The organism is Wolbachia endosymbiont (group A) of Paraperithous gnathaulax (assembly GCF_964028485.1).
In the GTDB taxonomy this organism is placed as follows: domain Bacteria; phylum Pseudomonadota; class Alphaproteobacteria; order Rickettsiales; family Anaplasmataceae; genus Wolbachia; species Wolbachia pipientis.
This window is the reverse complement of record NZ_OZ034784.1, coordinates 1,046,486-1,070,607: the sequence shown is the minus strand read 5'-3', so window position 1 is coordinate 1,070,607 and position 24,122 is coordinate 1,046,486. Positions and strand designations below refer to the sequence as shown.

Annotated in this window: 24 protein-coding genes, 1 tRNA gene, 1 other RNA gene and 1 pseudogene; 12 read left to right on the top strand and 15 right to left on the bottom strand. The window is 34.5% G+C overall.

The window, feature by feature from the left end; translation table 11 throughout:
- The first annotated feature begins 126 nt into the window (after window positions 1-126).
- Complete coding sequence (locus ABWU74_RS05720; RefSeq protein ID WP_353289269.1) at window positions 127-762, top strand: hypothetical protein; 636 nt, start codon at window positions 127-129, stop codon at window positions 760-762.
- Between the two features lie 472 nt (window positions 763-1,234).
- Here the strand turns inward: ABWU74_RS05720 and ABWU74_RS05715 are convergent, their stop codons facing one another.
- The 3 genes from ABWU74_RS05715 to ABWU74_RS05705 form a co-directional block, all read right to left on the bottom strand.
- Complete coding sequence (locus ABWU74_RS05715) at window positions 1,235-1,399, bottom strand: IS3 family transposase (RefSeq protein ID WP_084741697.1); 165 nt, start codon at window positions 1,397-1,399, stop codon at window positions 1,235-1,237.
- Window positions 1,392-1,553, bottom strand: coding sequence for a DDE-type integrase/transposase/recombinase (locus tag ABWU74_RS05710; protein WP_010082071.1), 162 nt, complete (start codon window positions 1,551-1,553; stop codon window positions 1,392-1,394). Before ABWU74_RS05710 ends, ABWU74_RS05715 begins: the two co-directional genes overlap by 8 nt.
- A 72-nt stretch (window positions 1,554-1,625) precedes the next feature.
- Window positions 1,626-2,637, bottom strand: a protein-coding gene (locus ABWU74_RS05705; RefSeq protein WP_094745768.1) for an IS630 family transposase whose coding sequence is annotated in 2 segments (ribosomal slippage) — window positions 1,626-2,174 and window positions 2,176-2,637 — 1,011 coding nt in all. Because the reading frame shifts where the segments join, the coding sequence is not laid out codon by codon here.
- 145 nt (window positions 2,638-2,782) lie between these two features.
- Here ABWU74_RS05705 and ABWU74_RS05700 point away from each other — a divergent pair.
- Window positions 2,783-3,615, top strand: a protein-coding gene (locus tag ABWU74_RS05700) for an IS5-like element ISWpi1 family transposase (RefSeq protein ID WP_209472412.1) whose coding sequence is annotated in 2 segments (ribosomal slippage) — window positions 2,783-3,152 and window positions 3,152-3,615 — 834 coding nt in all. Because the reading frame shifts where the segments join, the coding sequence is not laid out codon by codon here.
- Here ABWU74_RS05700 and ABWU74_RS05695 read toward each other — a convergent pair.
- A complete protein-coding gene (locus ABWU74_RS05695) occupies window positions 3,595-6,789 on the bottom strand; it encodes an ankyrin repeat domain-containing protein (protein WP_353289268.1) in 3,195 nt (1,064 codons plus the stop codon). The two genes, ABWU74_RS05700 and ABWU74_RS05695, sit on opposite strands and share 21 nt — an antisense overlap.
- A 132-nt stretch (window positions 6,790-6,921) precedes the next feature.
- Window positions 6,922-8,346, bottom strand: a complete 1,425-nt coding sequence (gene gatB, locus ABWU74_RS05690; protein ID WP_264705778.1) for an Asp-tRNA(Asn)/Glu-tRNA(Gln) amidotransferase subunit GatB — start codon at window positions 8,344-8,346, stop codon at window positions 6,922-6,924.
- A 703-nt stretch (window positions 8,347-9,049) separates the two neighbouring features.
- Between gatB and ABWU74_RS05685 the strand changes: the two genes are divergently transcribed.
- On the top strand, window positions 9,050-9,235 hold the full coding sequence (locus tag ABWU74_RS05685; protein WP_138264918.1) for a hypothetical protein: 186 nt from the start codon (window positions 9,050-9,052) through the stop codon (window positions 9,233-9,235).
- A 302-nt stretch (window positions 9,236-9,537) separates the two neighbouring features.
- The gene (gene ruvX / locus ABWU74_RS05680) at window positions 9,538-10,005 is read left to right on the top strand and encodes a Holliday junction resolvase RuvX (RefSeq protein WP_209473142.1); all 468 of its coding nucleotides are present in this window, start codon (window positions 9,538-9,540) and stop codon (window positions 10,003-10,005) included.
- Window positions 10,006-10,049: 44 nt separating this feature from the next.
- Here the strand turns inward: ruvX and ruvC are convergent, their stop codons facing one another.
- Genes ruvC through ABWU74_RS05660 form a run of 4 tightly spaced genes read right to left on the bottom strand, consistent with a single transcriptional unit; the run spans window position 10,050 to window position 12,705 of the window.
- On the bottom strand, window positions 10,050-10,538 hold the full coding sequence (gene ruvC, locus ABWU74_RS05675) for a crossover junction endodeoxyribonuclease RuvC (RefSeq protein WP_209473140.1): 489 nt from the start codon (window positions 10,536-10,538) through the stop codon (window positions 10,050-10,052).
- The gene (locus ABWU74_RS05670) at window positions 10,539-11,366 is read right to left on the bottom strand and encodes a cytochrome c oxidase subunit 3 (RefSeq protein ID WP_006279354.1); all 828 of its coding nucleotides are present in this window, start codon (window positions 11,364-11,366) and stop codon (window positions 10,539-10,541) included.
- 47 nt (window positions 11,367-11,413) lie between these two features.
- Window positions 11,414-12,073, bottom strand: a complete 660-nt coding sequence (locus ABWU74_RS05665) for a TenA family protein (protein WP_010962391.1) — start codon at window positions 12,071-12,073, stop codon at window positions 11,414-11,416.
- A 44-nt stretch (window positions 12,074-12,117) separates the two neighbouring features.
- Window positions 12,118-12,705, bottom strand: coding sequence for a TenA family protein (locus ABWU74_RS05660; protein WP_353289267.1), 588 nt, complete (start codon window positions 12,703-12,705; stop codon window positions 12,118-12,120).
- A 115-nt stretch (window positions 12,706-12,820) separates the two neighbouring features.
- Between ABWU74_RS05660 and ABWU74_RS05655 the strand changes: the two genes are divergently transcribed.
- Window positions 12,821-13,653 (top strand): IS5-like element ISWpi1 family transposase gene (locus tag ABWU74_RS05655; protein WP_209472412.1). Its coding sequence is split into 2 segments (ribosomal slippage): window positions 12,821-13,190 and window positions 13,190-13,653, totalling 834 coding nucleotides; the frame shifts between segments, so codons are not numbered across the junction.
- Window positions 13,654-13,846: 193 nt separating this feature from the next.
- On the opposite strand, the gene metK is transcribed toward ABWU74_RS05655, so the two are convergent.
- The 6 genes from metK to pheS all read right to left on the bottom strand — a co-directional run bounded on the left by metK (window position 13,847) and on the right by pheS (window position 19,084).
- Window positions 13,847-15,019, bottom strand: a complete 1,173-nt coding sequence (gene metK / locus ABWU74_RS05650) for a methionine adenosyltransferase (RefSeq protein ID WP_182282475.1) — start codon at window positions 15,017-15,019, stop codon at window positions 13,847-13,849.
- A gap of 57 nt (window positions 15,020-15,076) precedes the next feature.
- A tRNA-Ile gene (locus ABWU74_RS05645) sits at window positions 15,077-15,153 on the bottom strand.
- 9 nt (window positions 15,154-15,162) lie between these two features.
- Window positions 15,163-15,432, bottom strand: coding sequence for a 50S ribosomal protein L27 (rpmA, locus tag ABWU74_RS05640; RefSeq protein ID WP_006279564.1), 270 nt, complete (start codon window positions 15,430-15,432; stop codon window positions 15,163-15,165).
- Between the two features lie 10 nt (window positions 15,433-15,442).
- Complete coding sequence (gene rplU / locus ABWU74_RS05635; RefSeq protein WP_006279565.1) at window positions 15,443-15,745, bottom strand: 50S ribosomal protein L21; 303 nt, start codon at window positions 15,743-15,745, stop codon at window positions 15,443-15,445.
- A 1,002-nt stretch (window positions 15,746-16,747) separates the two neighbouring features.
- Window positions 16,748-18,040: a bifunctional UDP-N-acetylglucosamine diphosphorylase/glucosamine-1-phosphate N-acetyltransferase GlmU gene (gene glmU, locus ABWU74_RS05630; protein WP_353289266.1), complete on the bottom strand. Its 1,293-nt coding sequence runs from the start codon at window positions 18,038-18,040 to the stop codon at window positions 16,748-16,750.
- Window positions 18,041-19,084, bottom strand: a complete 1,044-nt coding sequence (gene pheS, locus ABWU74_RS05625; protein ID WP_209472684.1) for a phenylalanine--tRNA ligase subunit alpha — start codon at window positions 19,082-19,084, stop codon at window positions 18,041-18,043.
- Between the two features lie 146 nt (window positions 19,085-19,230).
- On the opposite strand from pheS, the pseudogene ABWU74_RS05620 reads away from it, so the two are divergent.
- From ABWU74_RS05620 to ABWU74_RS05590, 7 genes and pseudogenes are all read left to right on the top strand, one after another.
- Window positions 19,231-20,960 (top strand): annotated as a pseudogene (locus ABWU74_RS05620) (hypothetical protein).
- A 152-nt stretch (window positions 20,961-21,112) separates the two neighbouring features.
- The gene (locus ABWU74_RS05615; RefSeq protein WP_010082169.1) at window positions 21,113-21,709 is read left to right on the top strand and encodes a riboflavin synthase; all 597 of its coding nucleotides are present in this window, start codon (window positions 21,113-21,115) and stop codon (window positions 21,707-21,709) included.
- Window positions 21,710-21,766: 57 nt separating this feature from the next.
- Window positions 21,767-22,357: a CvpA family protein gene (locus ABWU74_RS05610; protein WP_010962383.1), complete on the top strand. Its 591-nt coding sequence runs from the start codon at window positions 21,767-21,769 to the stop codon at window positions 22,355-22,357.
- Window positions 22,358-22,481: 124 nt separating this feature from the next.
- Window positions 22,482-22,812, top strand: a transfer-messenger RNA (tmRNA) gene (ssrA, locus tag ABWU74_RS05605).
- A gap of 21 nt (window positions 22,813-22,833) precedes the next feature.
- Complete coding sequence (locus tag ABWU74_RS05600) at window positions 22,834-23,271, top strand: ClpXP protease specificity-enhancing factor SspB (RefSeq protein ID WP_006279412.1); 438 nt, start codon at window positions 22,834-22,836, stop codon at window positions 23,269-23,271.
- Window positions 23,272-23,476: 205 nt separating this feature from the next.
- Window positions 23,477-23,698, top strand: coding sequence for a hypothetical protein (locus ABWU74_RS05595; RefSeq protein WP_006279415.1), 222 nt, complete (start codon window positions 23,477-23,479; stop codon window positions 23,696-23,698).
- A complete protein-coding gene (locus ABWU74_RS05590; RefSeq protein WP_209472686.1) occupies window positions 23,689-23,964 on the top strand; it encodes a type II toxin-antitoxin system RelE family toxin in 276 nt (91 codons plus the stop codon). The genes ABWU74_RS05595 and ABWU74_RS05590 overlap by 10 nt, the downstream gene beginning before the upstream one ends.
- Window positions 23,965-24,122: the final 158 nt, after the last annotated feature.

Sequence of the window (24,122 nt, the reverse complement as noted above, 5' to 3'; positions counted from 1 at the left end):
GACCTGAGTAGTACGTTTTATATAATCTGATTTTATGGCTATACTTTTTTTGACATGTAGTTATATCTTTTTTAATATAAAGGATATATACTTATGCATTATATATTTTTTTGTATGAGGAGTTATATGAAAATAAAGAGATTGTGCGTTTTGGCTGTGTTGCTTACTTCATCTCTAGCAGGTGCAGCTAGTAATAGTGCAAGTAAGTCAGAAGATAAGTACTATGCAGGTTTAAACTTTGGTACTGGTTGGGGTGGTGGCTTTAAAATGAAACCTGGTGTTGTTCTTGGTTACCATTATGACCAAAACTCTAAATTTGAACTTGAGGTTCTCAGTAATATTAAGTCATTAAAGAGCATAGGAGCTAGCTTATTGGCAAACTACCGCTTCTATCCTGACCTTGATATTGATCCCGTTAAACTATATGTCAGCGGAGGTTTAGGAGGGTATCTCCAAATAACACCTTTTGGCTTTGGTGTTAGTGATACAGTTGATGGTGATGGCAATAGTTCACAAGAAGAAAAAGAAAAGGAAGAAGAAACACAAGGTGCTCCAGAATCAGGTGGTGAAGCTGCTGGTTCATCTGTAGTAGATAAAATACTGAGTTCTATTTCCTATAAACTAAAGTTAGGTGTTGATTATGAAATTACTCCGCAGATAATTGGTGCAGTTGGTATGACCATGGGTGGGCAACTAAGTGGTATAAAAGCAAAACAAATACCAGATGCAACTCTAGAGATAGGGGTACGTTATAATTTTTAATGCTGCTACTTAGTTCATAAAGGTAGAGACGATGTTGAGGATGAAATAAACAGCATTAAAAAAAATCCGAAAACGTATTTTCGAATATGGTTTTGAACGCTAGCTATAGATTAGAAAAATAACAAGAAAAAGGGTAAACATACTGTAATTGCTGTTGAATGATGGAGTCCATTATTTTAGCACGAAGTAACGAATTCAGTAGAATAAGTTCTTCAAAAATAATTTAAACTTTTATTAGTAGGAGCAGTCTCATGGAATATTATAGCGATCTCACTAAAAGAAACTTTTATAAGTATCGTTGATGAGAAAGGAAAAATTGTTAAGGAAGAAGTTGTTGCAAGAGAAAGTAAGGCAATAGCTGAATTTTTTCTTGGTCAAGGCAAAAATGACCTTACCCAGAAAAAGTGGAGAGAAAGTGTGGAATGTTTTTTACAAAAAGAATGATGCATCAAATTGTTCTGGAATGCAATAGTTAATAGTGACGTTGTTTGTTATAAAAAATTTCTATGTATTCAAATATTGCAGTTCTAGTGTGTTGAGCAGAGTGTTGTGAAGTATCAATAAGTATTTCTCTTTTCAATGAGCTAAAGAAGCTTTCTGCAACAGAATTGTCGTAACAACAGCCTTTATTACTCATCTATATTCTTTACAGCTAAGAGATATTGATACCCTTGCGCAGTATATTGTGAACCTTGGTCACTGTGCAGCAGTAGATTTTTAACAGGTTTACGCCTATTAATGGCCATTAATAAAGAGTTCATAACCAATTGTTTATTTATTGCACTACTCATTAACTACCATACGTGAGAATTATTGCTGCCAAATATAGCCATCCCTCCTTGGTTTTGATGTAATACCAACTCTCATTGTTGGCCAGTCAAATAGGAGACATTGCAGAGTTGTTTAATTGTGGAGCTGGCAAGAGAAGTAATAAATTTGCACAAAGCACCCTCAAGCAGAGCAATTGTATCGTATATTTTATTGCGCAAAATGTTCTGTTTTATATATAACCAAAGCCTCTCAACAGGATTTAGCTCAGGTGAGTACGGAGGTAGGTATATAATATCGATATTTTTAGGTACCTTTAAATTTTTTGACCTATGCCAACTAGCACAATCCATAACAAGAAAAGCCTCTCGTGTTTCTAGATATTGCGACATCTGCTCAAGAAATATGTTCATGCAATCAGTGTTGACATTTGGTGCAAATAAGCTAGAACTCTCTCCATTTCTAGGATTAACCGCACTATAGAGATAGAAATTTTGCCTACCTAATTTTGTTTTAACCTGTGTTCTAATCCCCTTTTTAAACCACCCATGTCCAACCTTTGAATGTGTGCCAAACCGTGATTCATCAAAGAAAAATAGCTCTTTTTCTGGATACTTGCTAATAGCTCCATTGAGATTTTTTTTTGAATTCCTCTTGTTTGCTTTTATCTTGTCCATTATGAACTGGTCTTGGTGTAATATATGAGAATTTCATCTTTTGCATATAGCGGTGTACTGTAGATTTGCTGATATTTAATCTGAACTTTTCCTGGATTCTTATTCTCATTTCTTTAATGGTAATATTAGGATTTTCTTCTATCCACTCTTCAATTTGCTGTAGTTGAACCTGATTTAATTTAGTTTTTCTACGGCGTTGTGGAGGAGCAAACAGTTTTTCTTCTCTGCCAAATTTCAAGAGTTTTACCCACGAAGTTAGTGCGCTTCTTGAAATGCAATATATTTTTGCTACAGCCGTTATACTGTACTTTTTTGCTGCAATTACAGCATTTAGTTTTTTTGAAACATATGCATTATTCCTTACTTTCTTCAGCATTTCTTTTGCTGATTCTACTACTTTTTCATCCAATAATTTTGATCTTAATGCCATTTATACCTCAACTATTTTACTTACTTCATTATGGCTTTTCTTCCATCTTTGTCCATCTGTTTGCCGTGTAATGGGAATTGGTATTAGAGGTTGTCCGGAAACAAGTAAAAGGCTATAATATCTGAAATTTTAGTACGGGGTAAAGATGAGAAAAAAGTATCCAACAGATCTAAGCGAAAGGGAATGGGCAAGAATAGAAAAACACTTCAGAGTATCATACAAGAAAGGAGGAAGGCCGCCAAAGTATAGCAAAAAAGAAATATTAGAAGCAATTTTCTATGTATTGCGTACAGGGTGTCAATGGCGGTATTTACCAAATGATTTTCCGCTATGGAAGACTGTGTATGAGCAGTTCAGGCAATGGAAGAAGCAGGGAATTTTTGAGAAAATGAATTATGAAATTACAAAATATAGTAGAAGAAAAATAGGAAGGAATGAGCAGCCGAGTGCCTGTATAGTAGATAGTCAATCTGTAAAGACTACAGAAAAGGGGGGATCAAAGGCTATGATGGAAGTAAAAAAGTAAAGGGTAGAAAAAGGCATATAATTACAGACACTCAGGGTTTTATACTAGGTTGTTACGTAGGCGCTGCTAACGAAAATGATAGAGATGGTATTAAAATAGCATTAAACAATATGAGAACAAAATATACTAAAGTTAAAAAAATGTGGGCTGACATGGGATACCAAGGAAGAAATTTAAAGAATCACATAAAGGAAGAATATGACATAGATATTGAAATTGTTAAAAGGCCTCCATGTAGATTTTGGGTGCACAAAGATACGCCACCTGAGCTACTACCAACAAGAGAACAAGGGTTTAAAGTACAGCCAAGAAGATGGGTTGTAGAAAGGACTTTTGCTTGGGTTAATAGGAATAGAAGGCTATCGAAGGAGTATGATTTACTCACAACATCCACTGAGAATTTCATATACCTAGCTATGAGTAGGGTTATGTTAAAGAGGGAATATGCTTGAATTTACTAGTTTCCGGACAACCTCTAAGCACAATGTAGTGCCTCCATACCTGCTTTTAGCATTAACCTCAGCACCTTTACCAACAAGACACTTTACCGCATCCAACACTCCGCTACATACGGCTAGGTGCAACGGAGTGTCATTAGACCAACTTTTAGCATTAATCTCAGCACCTTTATTGATTAAATATCTCACTATATCCAACTGGCCGTTATAAGCAGCCCAATGTAACAAAGTCCAGTCATATCTGTTTTTAGCATTAACATCAGCACCCTTGCCAACGAAGTATTCTATCACATTTAATTTCCCATTCTGGACGGCTTTATGTAACGGAATATTGCCATCTCCATCCTCAGTATTAAGGTCAGCACCTTTACTAATAAGGTACTCTACTACATCCAATTTTCCACTGTAAGCAGCTCTATGGACAGAAGTGCAGTTATTCCCATCCCTCGCATTAACATCAGCACCCTCACTAACTAGGCACTTTGTGATATTCAATTTTCCGTGGTATGCAGCTAAGTGTAATGGAGTTCCATAATAAAGTGGCTTTGTAGCATTAGCATTAACATCAGCACCTTTGTTAATTAGGCACTTCACCACATCTAGCTCTCCAATACAAGCAGCCAGGTGTAACGGAACCCAGTCATCTTTGCTTCTAGCATTAACATCGGCACCTTTACTAATAAGATGCTCCACTACAGCTAGTACTCCACTCCTAGAAGCATAGTGCAATGGAACCCAGTCATTTTCGCTTCTAACATTAATATCAGCACCTTTACTAATAAGATACTCTACTACTCTCAAATTTCCATTATAAGAAGCGTGGTGTAACGGAGTTTGACCGAGATTGTCCTTAACATTAACAGTTTTTACCAATTCACCTGGGTAATGTCTTTCTATATGTGTTATTATTGCACTAATTGCTTCATAATCACCACTTACAGCAAGGAAGTGTAAAGGTGCACTTTTCTTTATAAAAAGCGGTTCTCCATGTACATAAGATGAGCTGAAATAAAAGTCATCAATCAATTTACCATATTTACTTGCATATCCCCAAATAGATGCAACATGAATTGTACTATCTTTTACTATATTACCACTATTTATTAATTCTAGGGCTTTTCTGAGAACTTCTTCTTCTCGGCCTTCCTTTTGTAAATTTAATTCAGTTACTTCCTGTACTAACCTATGGACATTTAATACACTTTGGTTTTGTTCACCGCCCACCATGGAATATCTCACAAGTAAACGGATGGCTAGCTTTAACTGCTTTTTCTTATAATCACTTACCGAATTTAAGAATATTTCTCTAGCGATTTTATCAGGTGCAAAATAAGCCAAAACATCTAAAATCTCTGAAGCTAACGGTCCATATTGTTCATCACTTCTTACTTTATCCATCGTAACTTCCCAAGCTGTAAAAGTTGTTTTAGTATAGTCGTTATCAATTCCTTGAAATATTTTAGACTTAAGCAACTTCTTAGCTTTCTTTTCATACTCTTTTAGGTAATCACTAATTTTAAACTCCTCTATTATTCTCTGATCTTCAATATATGATATTGCTTGTTGTATAGCTAAAGGAAAGCATTGCAACCTTCTTACCAAATTTTCTATCTCCCGATCTTGCGATTTATCTTTTTTTAGTATATTAAATCCTTTTTTAACAAACTCTATAGCGTCTCTTTGTTCCAATTCTCCTAGCTTTATAACGTCTATTCCCTTTTCCAGTTCCTGATCATGCGAGGTAATCAAAATATGAGGCTTGTTAAGATCAGGAGATAAAGAAAATGGCAAAAATTTACTTATCTTTTTGTACTCTTGAACGTTATCGAAAATGAACAGGCTCCTCCTTCTTGCGAAGAAAGCATATACTTCTCTAACAATAGTTTCTATCGTTTTGTCGTTTCCATACTTATCTTTAGAAGAAATACCTAATCTATCTCTAGCTAACCTTAAGAAAGAATCTTTCATAGCTTCAAAGTTTTCAGCGTCTATCCATATAACATTGCCGTCATAATATCTTCTATATTTACAAGCATATTTTCTAGCTAACTGGCTTTTTCCCATCCCCCCAGGACCACTAATAGACGTTATGTATGAAATTACAGCACCTTTGGGATCGCGTTGTAGCGAATCATGTAGCATTCCCAATTCCTCATCTCTTCCTGTAAATAGTCTGACTGGACCTCTTACATCAAACCAAATCGCTCCTAAAATTTCCTCTCTTATTTTTTCAAAAAACTCCTTTATTTCTTCATGTGATAGAAACTTTCCCTCTCTTGCTTTCATCCAATCCAGAACTTCTACCAGAAAGCGACTATAAACGTTCTTTTTATCGAGATTATTAAATTCTTTTCCCAACTCATTCTCAATGATTTCCGCTAGTTTTATCTCGTTAGGTTGATCTACTGTAAATACTAATTTATCAAAAAATTCCCTTATATTCTCTTCTAACTTGCCTTCATTTGTCATTCGCTCAAACTCACGTTGCCATACCTGATTTCTTTCCAATTTTCTTTTTGAGTTTTGATCTGATTTACCTTGAAGTTCTTTTATCTCCTTTTCCAATTCTTCTATTGCTTCTTTTACAGCGCTCTTAAATGCCGGTTGCACTATTGAAATCATGTTATCGTGAGTACAAGAGAACTTGTATCTCGTACCGCCGTATTTAAAAAAAATATCACTAGTGCTTATTACTTCAACTGCAATTTCTATTCCCTTGTTTGGTCCCGAAGTTTTTGCTTTCAACTTTTTTATTGTATTTTGTGTTGCACTTTGAGCTAGATCGAAACCGATATTAGTACAGATAGTAAAGTCCTTTAGGTCACCATCTGCAAAATCTGGATTAATTTTAATCTTTAGATATGAAACAAAATATTTTGGAACGCTAAATTCACCACTTTTATTTTTTGAAAGCAATTTACCTACACCGATTTTTTCGCATTCATTTTGCTTGTGTTTGTTTTGTATAAACCTATGTACTATTTTTTCATTTTTCCTATCCTGAAAAACAATATCATCAAAACCCGTAGCTGATTCCATTTCTGTAGCTAAACGGAAAGAATATCCAACATCTACTGCACGTTTGAGAAGCAGCATTACCCACTTTAGTTGGTAGATATCACCATGAAGAGACCGCTTTCTTCCCCAAGCAGGATAAGTTTCAGGCATCCTCAACCTCACATAATTTTAAAAATAGTACCAACAAATGGTAAAAAAGTTATATGTCATGATATACAGATATCGTAACAAAGACCTTGGAATATCTACGAGATGTGCTGTTATGTAAATAAAAAAATGTGACTAATTACTTAATCTCTCACTCAAAATTGAATTCACCACATCAGGGCTGGCTTTTCCTTTGGTAAGTTTCATAACTTCGCCGACAAAGAATCCGTATAACTTTGTTTTACCGCTTTTGTATTCTTGAACTTTATCTTGGTTGTTATTGACGATTGTGTCGATAACTCCTGATATTTGACCTCTATCGGTTATTTGTTTTAGGTCTTGCTCTTCTATAATTAAAGATGCAGGTTTGCCAGTTTCAAACATACTATCGAATACCTGCTTGCCAAGTTTAGCAGAGATTGTTCCATCAACGATAAAATCTAAGAGTTCGGACAAAGCATTTGCTTTGATTGGGGAGCTCACAATATCAATACCTGCTTTATTCAAACGACCAAAAAGCTCTACGGTTAACCAGGTAACGGCGAGCTTTGAATCATGTTTTTTTATCAATTCCTCAAAATAATCAGCAATTGCTTTATCGGAGGTAATGACGTTTGCATCGTATTCATTGATACCCAATTCCTCAATGTATCGCAGCTTTTTTTGATCTGGCAACTCGGGCAAAGATGATTGAATTAAATCAATTTTATCCTGGCTTACCTCAACAGGTAATAAATCAGGCTCAGGGAAGTATCTATAATCGCTTGCATCCTCTTTGCTTCTCATCACTTTTGTTTTTCCCGAAGCAACGTCAAACAATAAGGTATCTTGACTTATTTCTTCTCCACTTTCTAAAATTTCAATTTGTCTTTGTATTTCATAGTCTATAGCTTGCACAATATAACGTATCGAGTTCAGATTTTTTATTTCACAACGAGTGCCAAATGTACTACTGCCTTTTAGGCGGACAGAAACATTTGCATCACAACGAAGTGATCCCTTTTCCATATCACCATCACATGAACCAATGTAACGCAAAATCTGCCTCAATTTTTTCATGCATTCTGCAGCTTCCGCAGATGAACGGAGATCTGGCTCTGAAACAATTTCCATTAAAGCAACCCCTGCACGATTTAACTCTACATAAGTTCTGCTTTCCTCATGAACGCTCTTTCCTGCATCTTGCTCTAAATGAATTCTCGCAATTCTTATTTCTTTTTCATTGTCGTTGATAAATACTCTACCGTTTTTAACTATTGGCTCAAAAAACTGAGTTATCTGGTAACCTTGTGGTAAATCAGGATAAAAATAATTTTTCCGATCAAAGTAAGAATACTTATTAATTTCTGCAGAAAGTGCAAGACCAGTGCGTATTGCTTGCTCTATGCAGTAATAATTTAGTATTGGCAGCGTACCTGGCATTGCCGCATCAACTAGAGAAACTTGAGTGTTATGCTCAGCACCAAATTCCGTTGATGAGCTAGAAAATAGCTTCGTATTAGAAGAAACTTGAGCATGCACCTCAAGCCCAATTACCGCTTCCCAATCCTCTTTCGTCATGTATTTTATTTAAATGATAATCTTAATATTCTGCAAAATTAGCACAAAAAGTCAAAACAAAACTCATGTTAGCTAAGTGGTATGCAGATTGTTTTACCCATAGAAACGGGTTAAATGCAAAAGATTACTTGACAAGCTTCGCCAGCCCCCTTATCATGAAACTGAAGCTATTTATTTATCTTCTCTGTACAGATTAAATGACAAAAAAACTCACGTATCTGGCGTCTCATGTTTAATTTTTTGCACTATGTGCACTCTATGTCTTTATCAAATTTCTGGGTTTTTACCTACACAAGCTGAAATACGCTTATAAAGCATTTAAAACATTAAAAAACGCCAACTTAAAAAATGGATAGTGAATAACTAGCTACCCTAGGGTTTCTTTTGCCTTTTTTTCTGTTTAGTAAATTTCTTAACGTTTATAATTTAGATTAGTTGCGGCTTAAAAGCAGCTAAATCGCGGTTATTAAGTGTTTAGAATAAAAAAACGCCATACTTGAAAGTATAATGTAAGTAATTAGCCAACCACGGGGCTTCTTTTGCCTTTTTTTTCGTTTGGTAAATTTCTTAAATATTTATGGCTAAACGACAACCGTCATCCCGCTACTTGTTAGCGGCCGAGATACCGCGAATGAATCGCGGTATGACGTAGGATTGCTGTCATTCCAGTGCCAAGCACTGGGATCCAGCCTTTATTATTTGGTTGAAATTAAGTCTTCTGGATCCCAGTGTCAGCTACTTGGATGACACCATTCTTTTTCCTGGATTCCAGTGTCTGGGCACTGGAATGACATCCTCCCTTGTGGAGATTGCTCTCAAATCACAATGTTCGTACAGCTATGCAAACACAAAGGTGTCATTCCAGCGCGTGACGCTGGAATCCAGTTGAGCTATTTCAACAAAAATACTGCATTTTGAGATGAACGTCTATTCTCACCAGACTTATTTACAAGTATAACAATTAAAGTCTGGATTCCAGTGTCAAGCACTGGAATGACATCATAGGGGCACTGCCCTTTTGGATGGAAACCAGTGTCAGCTACTTAGATGATACCTTTTTCTACTTAGTTTGGGTTATGCAAGAAGTCTATTGCATTCCTGAGCAATTTGATTCATTATTCTTTTTGTAAAAAATTTTCTTAACTTTCTCTCCACTTTTTTGGTAAGGTCACTTTAAAGGAAGTCTAATAGATGCTACATAGAAATCCAGATGAGTTTCTAAAGTCTATTCCAAAAGATAAGCGCATAATGTGCCTTGACATGGGAGAAAAGCAAATAGGCATAGCATTTAGCGATAAAACACAGCTCATAGCCACAGCTCATAGCATATATCACAGAAAAAATATGAGCAAAGATTTAGGTTATCTGCATAGAATATTCAAAGAAAATGAATCTGGATCAATGGTAATAGGACTACCATTAAAAATGGACGAGCAAGAAACTAAATGGTGTAAAACTATAATCCAATTCGCAAATAAAATAATAAAAAAATATAAAGTAAATATATACTTACAAGACGAAAGCTTCTCAACATCTATCGCAACTCATACACTAAAAATTACTGGAGTATCAATCACAAAATCGAAAAAAATAGATGATAAAATCTCCGCATGTATTATTTTGCAACGAACGTTAGACAAGATAAATACAATCAAATAGTTTTTCCAGATCTGGAAATCTTCAAACTGAATCCCATATAAAAGTTACTCAACAAAACAAGAACCTTTCGTATAAGCATGACAAATTGCTACAGCAAGAGCGTCAGCAGCATGGTGGCATTTTATACTCAAATTTTTAACTATTTGCTTCACCATAAATATAATCTGATCCTTATCAGCATGGCCATTTCCGGTAATGCTTTTTTTTACATAGTTTGCATCATATTCATTCATAGTTAGCTTTGTTATTTTTAACGCTAAAATTACAACCCCTCTTGCATATCCCAAAGTTAGTGAAGATTTAGGATTTTTATTAACAAAAATTTTTTCTACCGCAGCTTCATTCGGAGAGTATAGGGAAATTACTTTCTTTAATTGTTCAAAAATTGTATGTAGGCGTTCACCTGTACCCAATTTACCATCAGTTGATATGGTACCGCCGCCCAAAAATTCAATATTATTTTTTTCGTTCAGGCTGATAATGGCCCACCCAGTCTTGCTTATTCCTGGATCTAGACCTATTATTTTAACCACTTAATAAACGCTTAACCAATAGACAAACAAAAATAAAAATATCCAGACTACATCTACAAAGTGCCAATACCAGGAGGCAAACTCAAAGCACAAATGGTCCTGAAGTGTAAATTGGCCTTTCCGTGCTCTAAATAAACACACTGATAAAAATATTATTCCTATTATAACGTGTGCGCAGTGAAAACCGGTAATCATATAAAAATTGGATGTATAAATAAGCTTTTCTCCTGTTTCTTGTAGAGAAAAACTCGCTTCATGATACTCTATTGCTTGCACTATTATAAAAAAAACTCCAAGCAATATAGTTATGGACAGCATTTTAATCATGCTCTTTTTATCATTTTTAAGTAAAGAGTGATTTGCCCAAGTAATTGTTGTACCAGAAAGCAATAATATTAATGTATTCATGAATGGTAGTGACCACGGATCAGGTGGCAAAATTCCCTCAGGGGGCCATTCAACTTTTTTTGCAGGAGAAAACGCCTCAAATAAAAAAACTGGATCAAGCCAGGCTTTAAAGAATGAACAAAAGAACACTATAAAAAATACGACCTCCGAGAGAATAAACAAGTACATTGCAAATTTGAGTCCATGTTTTACAATGGCAGTGTGACATTTGTCATAAATGGCCTCCCTTATTACATCTCTCCACCAATAAAACAGCACCCCTGATACTGCGGAGATTCCCAAAACTAAACAAAACATTCCGACAATTTGTTTATGAAGCGCGCCAACTAATCCAAGTGCAAGAATAAGAATTGCTGCTGATACAGCAATTGGCCAAGGGCTTGGATCCACTAAATGAAAATCATGTTCTTTACTTTTCATAGCATTTTAAAAAATACTTATTAAGGATACAAATTAGCTTAAAATTGTCAATGTTCCTTAGGAAATTGATTGAATCTTGAAAAATTATATGCACCGTTCAAAAAATCTAACACAAATTGTGCAGTTATTCTAAACAACTCAAGCATTCTGCTCTTTTCGTTTTCTCTTGCTCTGCTGCAATATCCATCAACAATATTTTCCAAAATAATGCATCCAGACTTTACTGAATCACTGTAACAAAAATTAAACCAATCCCTATATCTATTATTTTTCTTGAATCTATTTTTCATGCTATCAACGACAGTCTCGTATATAAACATGCAAGAATACAAAACCGTCATAGCCTCATAGGTATTACTATGCGAGATGGATAAAAGAAAATTAGTGAAATTAAAACACTCAAGAGATTTCTTTTCGCGACTTATACCGTACATAGTAAAGTAGTAGTCATATAGCATTCTATTAACAGTCACTACTCTTTGGGCTACTTCAGCAAGCGAGATAATACTACTATAATCTTCCATTTTGGATGCAGTAATTAAGGTGGTACGAATATAATCACCTAAGAACAACGTCTTTTGTTGAGCATAGAATTTGAAGTTCTCTATATTTAGGGTGTTATTCGCTAACTCAACATTAAAAGGATGCTCAATTATATCCTTTAAAAGATTTGACCCGTAACAGCTCCTAATTATGCCACTGAACACTGTAGTTACCGATAAAAGATCAAGTTAACGTAAATAATCCGCTGCTAATATTCTTTGCTAGATATATTAGAGTAATATGCCTCATCCCAAAACATTATTTCTAATTCCAGCCCTTTCTTAAAAAACTCATACATCCTCTTTTTTTCACAGTCACTAGCTTTTTTATATAGCTTATTTGTAATATCAGTAACCTCATCAATTACAGCATTTACTGTTTCGCTACTATAAATGTTGATCCACTCTTTGTATTTGTTATTTTTAACCCCTTTAGTTGTTATCTCATTTACCATATGGCGTATAACGATTTGGTATATGTTAAAGCAAGAATAAGATGCTACTAAAGCTTCATTAACAGAATTGTGATATGCGGCACTCATGAAAAAGTCAGTAAAGGCAGAACAAGATCTTGACTTTTTGTGATCATCAGATAGATCACAATCTTCAAAATATTTTTTATACTGTTCTCGAACATAAAATGCTCCTTGTGCCAAATTGATTAAACTACTCATCATTTCAATATCATCAACTCTAGCTGCAACAATTAAAAAAGCACGAGCGCAATCTATACAATACAGAAAATCCTGCTGAAGGTAGAATTTGAATTTTTCATAATCTAATGTATTATTTATCAATTCAACATTAAAAGGGTGTTCTTTTATTTTATCAATAAGATCAGAAAACTCTTTTAGAGGTTGTCCGGAAACAAGTAAAAGGCTATAATATCTGAAATTTTAGTACGGGGTAAAGATGAGAAAAAAGTATCCAACAGATCTAAGCGAAAGGGAATGGGCAAGAATAGAAAAACACTTCAGAGTATCATACAAGAAAGGAGGAAGGCCGCCAAAGTATAGCAAAAAAGAAATATTAGAAGCAATTTTCTATGTATTGCGTACAGGGTGTCAATGGCGGTATTTACCAAATGATTTTCCGCTATGGAAGACTGTGTATGAGCAGTTCAGGCAATGGAAGAAGCAGGGAATTTTTGAGAAAATGAATTATGAAATTACAAAATATAGTAGAAGAAAAATAGGAAGGAATGAGCAGCCGAGTGCCTGTATAGTAGATAGTCAATCTGTAAAGACTACAGAAAAGGGGGGATCAAAGGCTATGATGGAAGTAAAAAAGTAAAGGGTAGAAAAAGGCATATAATTACAGACACTCAGGGTTTTATACTAGGTTGTTACGTAGGCGCTGCTAACGAAAATGATAGAGATGGTATTAAAATAGCATTAAACAATATGAGAACAAAATATACTAAAGTTAAAAAAATGTGGGCTGACATGGGATACCAAGGAAGAAATTTAAAGAATCACATAAAGGAAGAATATGACATAGATATTGAAATTGTTAAAAGGCCTCCATGTAGATTTTGGGTGCACAAAGATACGCCACCTGAGCTACTACCAACAAGAGAACAAGGGTTTAAAGTACAGCCAAGAAGATGGGTTGTAGAAAGGACTTTTGCTTGGGTTAATAGGAATAGAAGGCTATCGAAGGAGTATGATTTACTCACAACATCCACTGAGAATTTCATATACCTAGCTATGAGTAGGGTTATGTTAAAGAGGGAATATGCTTGAATTTACTAGTTTCCGGACAACCTCTTACAATTACGTTGTACAGTTCTCCTTCTATTTCGTTATACACTTTATAAGCCTCACAATAAAAATTGAATATAAAAATTATTACTAATGTGGTATAATTATTATGAAAAAGCGTGCTATGCTTTAACAATAAGCTAGTATATAAATATGGGGCTGTAAATCAAAAATTTTAGCAATCTAAAGAAATTTTACTATTACCTTCTATATTGAATTCTCTACGAAGATCAGCAGACAAGTTTATGCTTTCCCAAGAAAATCCACCGTCACTTTCTGACTCTTTACCAAAATGTCCATAACAGGCTGTACGTTTATATATAGGATGATTAAGCGATAAATGCTTGATTATGCCTTTTGTTGATAAATCTATATTATTCTCGATAAACTTTTTAATTACTCTTTCCTCTACCTTATTCGCACCAAATGTATCAATATAGAATGAAGTAGGTTTTGATACACCAATTGCATAAGAAAGCTGCACAAGACAACGTTCAGCCAAGCCTGCAAAGACAATATTTTTAGCAAGATATCTTGCCATATAAGCCGCAGATCTATCAACTTTGGTTGCATCTTTTCCGGAAAACGCTCCTCCACCGTGTGGAATATAACCTCCATAAGTATCAACCATAATTTTTCGTCCGGTTAATCCACAATCACTAACCGGTCCACCAATAACAAATCTACCAGTTGGATTGACTAAGAGATTTTCCTCAGGACACATCCATCCTTCAGGTAAAGATGAAACTATGTAAGGGTAAATTATTTCTTTTACTTTTGATTGATCCAAATCCTCAGGGTGCTGTATTGAGACAATAATACTTTCAGCACGTACCGGGAGGTTATTCTCATATGCCAAAGTGATTTGTGACTTTGCATCTGGACCAAGTTTTGCTTCTTTAACTGCGCTCATGATATTTTTCAGAATCGAGTGTGCATAAAAAATGGGTGCCGGCATAAGGTTTTCTGTCTCTGTTGTTGCATAGCCATACATTATGCCCTGATCTCCAGCACCTTGATCCAACCCTATTGCAATGTCATTTGATTGCTCATGCAGCAATATATTTACTTTCACTTTTCTCCAGTGGAACCCATCGTGCTTGTAACCAATATCTTTTATTGTATTCCGTACAATACTTTCAATCCTGCTATTTTTGATGTTAGGCCCAAACACTTCCCCAGCTATAATAACGTTATCTTTGGTGACTAAAGTCTCTATTGCAGCTCGCGCAAAAGGATCAGTAAAAAGGTACTCATCAAGTATTGCATCTGAAATTTGATCTGCTACTTTATCTGGATGACCAGCCGCCACTGATTCACTGGTTACTAAATTTTTATATAAACTCATGTTTTTGCTTATACAATATCAAAACCGCTATAGAAAACACAGTTAGTAACTACTAAATGGTGGGTCTGGGAAGAGTTGAACCTCCGACCTCACGCTTATCAGGCGTGCGCTCTAACCACCTGAGCTACAGACCCATGATTTATTCAAGCTGAAGCTTTCATATTATCTGTAGGCACGATATCAATAAAAGTCTTTTTATTTGCTGATCTTCTAAAGCTGACCCAGCCTTCTATTTTAGCAAAAATCGTATGATCTTTACCTATACCAACATTCTTCCCAGGATGGAATTTTGTGCCTCTTTGGCGCACAATTATGTTACCAGGAATAACCTTCCCATTCTTCTTTATTCCTAACCTACGACCCGCTGAATCTCTACCATTACAGGAACTACCACCTGATTTTTTAGTTGCCATATCTTACCTCTTACTTTTGAAGACTAATTTCATTTATACGAAGAACAGTTATATACTGCCTATGACCAGTTTTCCTACGGTAATTTTTTCTTCTTTTCTTCTTAAAGATTATAATTTTTTCCCCCCTGCACTGCTCCAACACTTCAGCTTTAACAGTAGCATTAGATGAATAAGATAAGCCATTATTTGAAATACAAATCACCTTATTGATTTCCACCTCTTTTTTTTCTTCAGCTTCTAACTTCTCTACCTTTATTATACTACCTTCTTTTACTAAATATTGCTTTCCACCAGTCTCAATTACTGCAAACATGATAAATATAAATTATTGTTATTAACTTTAATCGTAAACGATGTCATATACGCTGTCAATATAAATAAAAAGCATGACTTAACGTTCTTTTTGAGCTACTAAAATACTTCTATCTGTTTTCATCTTTTATCTACCTTTTCTCAGACAGTAGACTTCTTGCATAACCTAAGCAGAAAAAAGGCAAATAGTTATTATAGCTCTAAGTTTACCGACACCGTCATGCAAGTAGCCCCTTCTCCTGTCATCCGAGTAGCTTGACACTGGTTCCTTTATGACGATGTCATCCAAGTGTCAGCTACTCGGATGACAAAAAAAGGAGCACTAGGATGACATCATCCTTTTTTGGGATTCCAGTGTCACGCACTGGGATGACAGCAGTCCTACGTCATACCGCGATTCATTCGCGGTATCTCAGCAATAGATCCCGCTAACAAGCAGCGGGATGACGATTGTCGTTTAGCCATAAACATTAAGGAATTTACCAAATGAAAAAAAAGGCAAAAGAAACCCTAGTCATTGTCTATTTTCAGTATTGGCGTTTTTTAAGTCTTAAACACTGCAATTTAGCTGCTTTTAATTGCAACTAACTTACGCTGCAAACGTTTAAGAAATTTACTAAGCAGAAAAAAAGACAAAGAATCCCCGAGTTAGCTAGTCTTTTACTATCTCTGTCGAGTATTGGCATTTTTTGATGTCTTGTAACGCTTTATAAGCGCGTTCAGCTTATTTAGATAAAAATCTAGATGTAGATGAAGTTTTGTAAAGACATACAGTATCTATATACTGCAAAAAATTGAACATAAGACGCCGATACATTAAGTAATCCTTACCTTTTAATCTGCAGATTGGCGAAAGCAAATACAATAGCTTCAGTTTCATGATAAGGGGGCTAGCGGAGTTTGTCAAGGAAGTTTTTTTGTTTCTATTCCCAATAAAAGTTTGTTATATGGTTATGCAAGAAGTCTAATATTAAAAATGACACAACAACATAATTAAATTAGACTACTTTGTTCTCTTAGTTACTTGCTTTTCTCTTGCTATTGCAAGGCTTTTTTCTGGTACATCCTCAACTATAACACTACCTGCTGCAATTACAGATTCATCATGAATATTAAGCGGCGCAATTAGTGAGCTATTGGCGCCAACAAAGCAATTGCTCCCTATATTCGTTTCATGTTTATTTTTCCCATCATAATTACAAACAATAGTGCCTGCTCCTATATTACTCTCCTGCCCTACTTTAGCATTTCCTATATAACTTAAGTGTTTTATTCTAGTGTTTTGACCAACTTCACTTGTTTTCACTTCCACAAAATTTCCTATTTTTGCCTTATTACCAATTGTTGTGTTTCCGCGTATTCTGGTAAATGGACCGACCTCAGCATTACTTTTAATTAAGCAGTTTTCTAAATGCGAAAATGGCAGTATTTTCGCACCAGACTCTATTTTCACTCCAGTACCGAAAAAAACATATGGGTAAATAACTGAATCTCTGGCAATTTGCGTATCAAGAGAAAAGAAAACAGTCTCTGGTGCAACAAGCGTTACTCCGGAGTCGGTAAAAATTTTTCTTTTATTTTCTTGAAAGTAAAACTCAGCTTTTATAAGGTCATTTCTGTTATTTATTCCCGTTGCTTCTTCTCCACCGGTAATAACGTAACCGACATTTAAATTACTCTTCACTGCAATGGAAACTATATCGGTCAAATAATATTCATGAGTTGAGCTATTGCACTCTATTTTCTCCACCAATTCACGTAAATTCTTTGCATATGCAACCATTATTCCAGCATTGGCAAGAAACTCTTCATGATTATTTTTATCACTCTTTGCTTCTACGATTTCTCTTAAGGAACCATTCTCAATGATTAACCTACCATATTCTTTATTGCTTGCCCTAAAACCTAGGCAAACTAGAGCCTTGCCTTCTAAATAACTAATCATTTTAGTTATTGTGCTGCTTTTTATGAGCGGAGTATCCCCATACTGCACAACAACTATGCTTGAATCTGGCAATTCTCTTAGGTTTCTCATCGCAGTTTTGACCGCATCTCCCGTGCCAAGTGTTAATTCTTGTGTAATTAACTGTATATCCTTAAAACACTTTAGTCTTTCAATTAAAGGCTGATCAACTACAACAGCAATATTTTCAGGATTTAACTGTTTTGCATTGTAAATGACATGCTGGAGCATGGAAAAACTGCCTATTTTGTGTAGGACCTTAGGCAAATCTGAATTCATCCGCCTGCCATGCCCTGCAGCAAGTATAACGAACGTATGAGTTTTACTTATCACTTATCTTAAAGATGAAAAATGAAAACCGTAATGATCAAGCCAGCTGATTTTGTTGTCATAAAAGCTCCTCAAGTCGCTAATTTGATATTTTAGCATTGCAAGCCTTTCTATACCAATGCCAAACGCAAAACCGTTGTATTTAGTATGGTCTATTCCAACATTTTGAAATACATTTGGATGCGTCATACCGCATCCCAGTACTTCTATCCATTTACTACCTTTATAACTTATGTCCACTTCCGCAGAAGGCTCGGTAAAAGGGAAAAAACTATTACGAAAACGTATCTTCAGCCCTTTATCGCCAAAGAACTTATTAAGGAAGTGATGAATAGTAAATTTTAACTGGCCCATATTGACATTCTCATCGACATATAACCCCTCTATTTGATGGAACATAGGGGTGTGAGTTGCATCAAAGTCGTTTCTGTATACTCTACCTGCGGCTACTATTTTAATTGGGAATTTTTTTGTTTTTTCCATGGTTCTAATCTGTACAGATGAGGTGTGAGTGCGCAGTACCATTCTTTTATCATCTATTTTATTCTTTAAGTAGAAGGTATCTTGCTCCTCTCGTGCAGGATGATGACTTGGAGTATTCAGTGCATCAAATACATGAAATTCATCTTCAATGTCAGGGCCATCAACTGCCTTAAAACCCATATGTGCAAAAATAAGCTTTACTTCATTTAGAACCTTACTGAGTGGATGGACCTTGCCAATTTTTTCTGGCCTCGCAGGCAACGTGATATCAACTGCCTCGTTCTGCAATTTAAAGTTAACTTCTTCGGCTTTTAGTATATTCTCCTTATTCATTATAAGCTGATCTAGCTTATTACGTAAAACGTTGATAACTTCGCCTAAATTGCGCTTTTTTCCTGCGTCTTCTATCTCTTTTAAGTTGTCAAAATAAGCTTTAATTACACCCTTTTTTCCCAAATATGATAGCCTAACTTTTTCTAAATCTTGTAAAGAAGAAGCATTCTCAATTTCGGAAACTGCTTTATCTTCAAGTGAAAGTATGTCATCTAATAACTCTTTATTCATCTTAAAAACGCTGGCTTAAACTTTCATTATAGTGAAATTTTAAATATCATCAACAATCCGAAAAATTGCCCTATTCTGATTATTAATTTATTGACTGATTAATCTTTTTTATTTACCTTTGCGTTGATGAATTTGCTGTATCAACTATGCACAACAGTAATACTGAAACTAAGAATAAGTATAAAATAGAGGATTTACCTAAGCTCTTTAAGGAAAAATCCAGAAACATAAGTAAAGCATTTTCTAGCGAAACAATTAAGATCAGTACTATTCGCTCGAGAAGTATTGAAAGTAATATACAAGAATTTTCATTTGAGCTAACAGCAACAGATAAAGACACCTTTAATATAAGATTATTTCGAATAAACTCTTTAATTAATTTTTTCAAAATCTGCCTTTCCCGGGAAAAAAATTTTACAGCCAACATAAAAGTGCCCAAAGAAAGCAGTGAACTATATAATAACTACTGTAAAACTAACAGTTATAAAACTGTAGAAGAATTCGTAAATAGTGCTCCGCCTCAAATCCTTCTGCAGGGCACAACGATAACGCTACAAACAGACGTTGAAAACATTAACCTGGACAACTTGTACCAAATCGAGTTATTTCTAAATGAAAAGCTACAACATGCAGAAAAAACTGAAAATGAAGACAAAAAAGAACAGAGTGAAACTAACCAAAAAAATGCACAAAATAAACAAATCGTACCAGTTACAGGCTCATTTGGCTTCGATGTAACAAATAATGGAAAACAAGTTACACGTGTTTCGATAGTAGTTGCTGCAATGCATGAAAACGTTTTCTGGTTTAGATCTTTTTTCTGTCTACCCAATTTTTTTAATACGTCACAATTCTTTTCCCAACAATTGCCAAAATTTTCTATACAGAGCAACAATATACCATTTGGTGTTATTCCAGCGTTTGACCAGGAAAAAAGAAACATGGATCCAAGTAGTCAAGCTACTCGGATGACAGGGGGTAGTATAGAAAATCCAATACCTCAAGAAGCAGAACAGAATGTAGGTCAAACTACTTCGCACACAGAGTATTTTAAGGCTAACAGAAAAAAGAAGTCAAAAAAGCAGACCAAAGAACTATCAGAGAAAGAAAAACCATTAGCCATAAAACAAGCACAAAATGATGCTAGAGTAGCTATGATAGATAACCAAATTGAGCACAGGGGGAAAAACTCGATAAAATATTTATTGAAGTGATGAGTGGATACAAAAATCAAGATCCAGAAACATTTTGCAATATTTTCAGCTCAGTATTCAATATTGTTTACTTTCAAGATAAACAATTACATGCAATATTAGAGCCAGGCGAGATATCAGAAGTATTACAGATACTCGAAAGGCCACAACCTCTTAGTAACTCACTTTTAGGTAAAGAATATTTACAAAAACAAGTATATAGAAAAAAAGAGCAATTGCTTAAATTAGTTTCAGGTGTTTATATACAACAACCTTCTCCACAACATGAAAATACTCCTCATAAATCTACAAACCCTTTACCAATTAAAGATCTTTCACCAGCAACAAATGAAGCTAAAACTCTACCACCTACTAACATTACACTCAAATCATCATTAAAAACTATATTTTCCTCAAAAAAGGCTTATTTTTGTCTATTTATAATAGTAGCATCTGCATCAACACTTTGCTTATGGCATTTTCCGTTAGGAAAAGTGTCAATGTTAAAAGGATTAGTGCCACCAGAAAAAAGAGAAAGTATTGGGCTAGCATTGAACATAGGGTTACCAATATTAACTGCATTATGTGTTCTGAGTTTGGCTTATTTCATATATTCTGAATATTCTATAGAATCTATTGAACAAGTAAGTGAAAACGATCCCCTTTCTCGCGCCTATAGCTAGTGCAGGCTCAGTTTTCCTACGTCATACCGTAGCGGGATGACGAATTTGTCGTTTTTTAAATTGTCGGTAAACCAGAATTACTTTAACTATAACAAAATAGAAATAAGTTGTTGTAAAAAATTTTTCATGGTAAAATTATTTATTTTCACCATATGTTTAAAGGAATTATCACGGATATCGGGACTATAACTGATACTACCACTCACTCCAACTCTGATCAAATTTTCCATATCAAGACACAAAATTTATCCTCTATAAATAAAGGAGATTCAATAGCTTGCTCTGGTGTGTGTTTAACTGTTGTTGATATAATGAGCGATACATTTACAGTCCAAGCATCTCAAGAAACTATGAAGGTTGCTAACTTAAATACGTGGAGAATAGGAAAAAAAATAAATCTCGAACAAGCAATGAGATTAAGCGATAAGATCGATGGCCACCTGGTTCAGGGTCATGTTGATGGGATAGTAAAATTTTTAACAATTAATCAAAATTTAGATTCTCATGAAATCAAACTATCGTGCCCACAAGAATTAATTAAATTTGTTGCAAAAAAAAGCTCCGTTACACTAGATGGGGTTTCCCTCACAGTGAATTCAGTTATTAATCAGGAATTTACAGTAAATATCACTCCCTATACATGGGAAAATACAACTTTTCAGTACAACAAAGTAAATGATTATTTGAATTTAGAAATTGACATGATCGCTAGGTATTTAGATCAATTGATGCAGCATAAATACAATTAATTTTACAACCTTGTTATTTACAACTATTATATCTTGAAAACCATATAGATATAAAACATGCTTTTCGATAGCCTAATTATCTTCATTGTTGTTCTATGCGTAATAATCTCGGTAACTAGAGGCTTTATAAAAGAGCTATGCGCACTAATGTTTCTATTTTTATCGGTCTTTCTGACAGCTAATCACTATGATTTTTTCGCTCCAAATTATAGTAAATATTTTGATTCTAAAGTTACACTAAACATACTTTCTACAATCTCTGTATTTATTATACTTAATCTTATATTCATGATAATAAATAACTGGCTAATGTACATATTATCACCCATAAGGTTGGGGTTTATCGATAGAGTTACTGGAATCTTTCTCGGAGTGCTTAAAGGAATATTGCTCTCTTATGTATTATTTTTTGCTGTGCACTTATATTGCTACACAGTATATGACAAAAAAGAGGGAGAGTATAAAATAGAAGCAGAAGACATATTGCCTAATTGGATAATAAATTCACACTCTTATCAGGCTTTATTTGTGACAGCAGAAGAAGTAATTGACATGTATGTACCAGAGTCGTTGATACTAAAAATAAAAGAGATCGGTGGAGAAATGGTTGATCAAGAAAAACCTAAAAACAATAAAAAAGAAGAGTAAATATTTATTTATAAATATTTTCATTGGGAGTATTCAAAAAGCCATATGTGTCAGGTTAAGAGCACAGAATTTTTTACTGGGAATATTAATTTTGTTTTAGCAATAAATCAACTTAAGGTCATAATATCTTGACATTTATTTAATGTTGCTATATAATAGCTATGTACATTTTGTGTACTATAGCAATAAAATTACCTTGTAATAGGTGTATTGGACCCGAGGGCAGTACTCGGCGCCTCCACCATGTTTTTTAATTATACGGGGGCGATTAAGGATCGACATGCATAGTAAAGATGGTAGCTTTGCTCGGTTAGACACCACCGCTAAGAGTTCATAATTTAAATGCAAACGATAATTTTGCTGCTGAAGAATATCGTGTTGCTGCTTAATTTAGCACAACCGGTTTATTACTAAAGCACGGTTTAGGGAACGCCGGGTAACAGAAGTTCCCCAAAATTTACGTATGTGAAAGTTATATGGAGCAAACAGATTACAAAAAACTGCTTAATTCTGCTAAGTTTCAAGTTATCAAAAAGACTTTAGATGTTATATCAGGTAATGGTTTTATCCCTCACTTAGAAATATTATTTTTCACATATTTTAATGGTGTGACCATGCCAGATCGTTTGAAAAAGTCATACCCTACTCAAATGCTTATTATATTACAGCATCAATTCTATGATTTAAAAGTTTCTGAGGATAAATTTAGCGTCAGTTTGAGTTTTCAAGGAAAACAAGAGCGAATTACTATACCGTTTTTTGCTATTAGTGAGTTTCGTGATAAAATTTCAGGAGATGTTTTAATATTTGACAAAATCAGTATCGACTCTGATAAAGAATACAAAAGTGAAAAATGTACTGAAAAACTATCAAACGGTAGTATTATATCCATAGATCAACTGCGTGATGAGTAACTGCTCATCTTTATAAACAAAAAATATTAATAGAAAAAAGTGGTCTAACTTAAGTAATAGAATAGAGGGTAGATAAATATGCTAAATTTTTAATTATTTATTAACGCAGGTGGCAAAATTTTTCTTACGTATCATCAACTTTCTTTATTGAAAAATTAAAAAAAATGTTGTATACTTGTTACAGTAGTAGAGTTCAGTAAAACATATGGCAAATTCAGGCATTAACATAGCTCTTAGCGAAGAAACTTTAAAGCATCTTGCTGAATTATCTGAATTTACTAAACAGCCCGTTCAAGAATTAGCAGGAAAACTATTTAGAGAAGCAGTTGAGCTTGAAATGGAGGATTTTTTAGTATCTAAAATTTCTGATGAGCGTGATGTTGAAGGTGCAGAAACAGTTGATTTTGAAGATATTAAGTGGGATTAGAGCGTTACAAGGTTAAGTCTCTAAAGAGTGTTGTTGAAAAAGATTTACCAAACCTTCCAAAGATAATAAGGCTAAGAGTTCAAAAGGCTATAAAAGAACGTCTTACAGTTGACCCAATAAATTTTGGTGAACCACTACATCATAACTTAAAAGGATGTAGAAGGCTAAGAGTTAGTGACTATCGTGTAATTTACAGAGTAAATCAATTAGATCATATAGTAACTATCACAGAGATAGGACATAGAGATGATATTTATAAGAAATAAATATCAACATTAATATATATTATACACCCCTCCTTCCTTGTCCATTCTCTACTTTAGGTGGCTTTGCGCAGCTCAAAAAATGAAGTTTTTTTTGGTTCAGCAAAAACAACATTTTGAGTTTGAAAAGGCTAAATACTTGTCTTTTATATAACTTTCGT